Source organism: Bacteroides sp. NSJ-39 (assembly GCF_014287315.1).
Taxonomy (GTDB): Bacteria; Bacteroidota; Bacteroidia; order Bacteroidales; family Bacteroidaceae; genus Bacteroides; species Bacteroides finegoldii.
This window is the reverse complement of the sequence record NZ_JACOOB010000035.1, coordinates 1-1,885: the sequence shown is the minus strand read 5'-3', so window position 1 is coordinate 1,885 and position 1,885 is coordinate 1. Positions and strand designations below refer to the sequence as shown.

Here is a 1,885-nt window from a genome sequence, read left to right as displayed (position 1 = left end):
GCACAATAACCGGAATTTGATTGGCTATCTTCTTGTTAATAGATTGTTGTTCATCCATTAACCGGACTATCTGGAACATCTGTCGTTCCTTATCCTCTAAAAGACTGCGCACACTATCGATGCGCTCTGCTGGATAGGTGGCCTTGAAACGGCAAAGCATACTGTCCATTGCCATACGCCGTGCATGGTAATGCTCGATATCTTTATCGTTCCATTCCAGTATTGTTTCACCCAATAGAGAAAATTTTATCATTTGAATATTGATATTGTTTATTTCTTTTCGGAGCTCGTCTATTTTTTTATTGCCAAGTTCTAATGCTTCTATCTCCTGCCATTCATAGAGGCTATTATATGCCATACATCCGATAAGAATGGAGATAAGTATATATCCCAACTGTATTGCCTTATAGAAATTTCCTGACCGCTCCATTATTTTGATGACATTGATTTTTGGAACATGAATAAAAGTTTATCTTTTTCGTTCATGCGGATATTATCAGAATAACCGCCTTTTGTTATTTGATACCCGCATGGCTTAACCATAAAAATGCCTAAGCCCTTAGTGTATGAACTTACTTCTGATGCATAGTCTTTACTTGTATTTAATGGAACTTTCCCTTTAATATGACACCACTCATTATTGCAACTGATGTCTTCAATCTCAGACATCATTTTTTGCAAATCTGTAATAGCTTTGGAACTTGCCGCTTGGGGTATCTGCAACTCAAAATAGAGCATCGGTTCGAGAATGTCCACACCTGACTGTTGCAAGGCCAGCCTGAAGACATAAGGGGTCAGCTGTCTGAAATCAGCAGGTGTACTTACCGGGCTATAATACTCGGCTTGAGTAAAAGTTACTTTCAGATCAGTCACTTCCCATCCATGTAACCCGGATTGGCAAGACATACGAATCCCTTCAAAAACGGCATTTTGAAAAGAATGGTTCAGATAACCATAGGAGATGTCACTTTCGATTTGCAACCCTGTCCCTAACGGTAAGGGTTCAAGAGTCAGCCCTATTGTGGCCCAATAAGGGTTGGGCGGCACTTCGATCTGAATAATCTTATTGACCTTTTTTACAGGTCGTTCTTTGTATATAGTCTTGATCTCATCAAAATGGACCTTTACGGAAAATCGTTCTTCCAGCAATGTCTGTATGATTTCCTTTTGGGTTAAACCATATAACGAGATTTCCAATTCATCACTATATGAGTTTATGGAAAAGGACAAAGACGGGTCTTCAATCCACAATGTATTCAGAGCGGATATCACCTTGCTTCTCTCTTCGGGCCTGTCTGGCCGGACGGAGGATTTGAGAGCGGGATGCTGATGCGATAATCCTTGAATCAAACAAGGTTCAGCACCTAAATAATTTCCGATTCGAAAATCATCCATATCCTCTACAATCGCGATATCATTGGCGCCCACTTCATCAACATTTATCTCTCTGCCCTGATTGATAGTTTTTAGATTTTTAATCTTGATGAATTTTTCCGAATCGTTGATTCTTACAACGTCTCGAAGTCTCAGACTTCCGTCAATTATTTTTAGAAAACTTCTTTTATGTCCTTTGGGGTCATGCTCTATCTTATAAAGATAAGATGAAAGTCTGTTTGAGACCGATGCCGGAGGAAGTATAAAAGAAGTGATGGCGTCCAACAACTCATTGATACCGATATTGAACATTGCTGATCCATGTAGCACCGGATAGACTTTGGCTTTTGCCACAAGAGCGATTATCGTATTCCAATAATCAGCCGGTGAAATTTCGCTATCCGCCAAATATCGTTCTAATATATTGTCGTCATGGTTGCATACAAATTCTTTGTATTCTTCCTTTATATATGTTTGGGAGCAAACCGGATAAACCGATCCATCGACAACA

1 protein-coding gene and 1 pseudogene are annotated in these 1,885 nt (G+C 39.6%); both read right to left on the bottom strand.

Going from position 1 to position 1,885, the window contains the following annotated elements; translation table 11 throughout:
• A pseudogene (locus H8S63_RS19250) lies at positions 1 to 430 on the bottom strand (hypothetical protein); the annotation flags it as partial.
• A partial coding sequence (locus H8S63_RS19245) for a TetM/TetW/TetO/TetS family tetracycline resistance ribosomal protection protein (RefSeq protein ID WP_186927670.1) occupies positions 430 to 1,885 on the bottom strand: 1,456 nt, incomplete at its 5' end. The pseudogene H8S63_RS19250 and the gene H8S63_RS19245, both read right to left, overlap by 1 nt.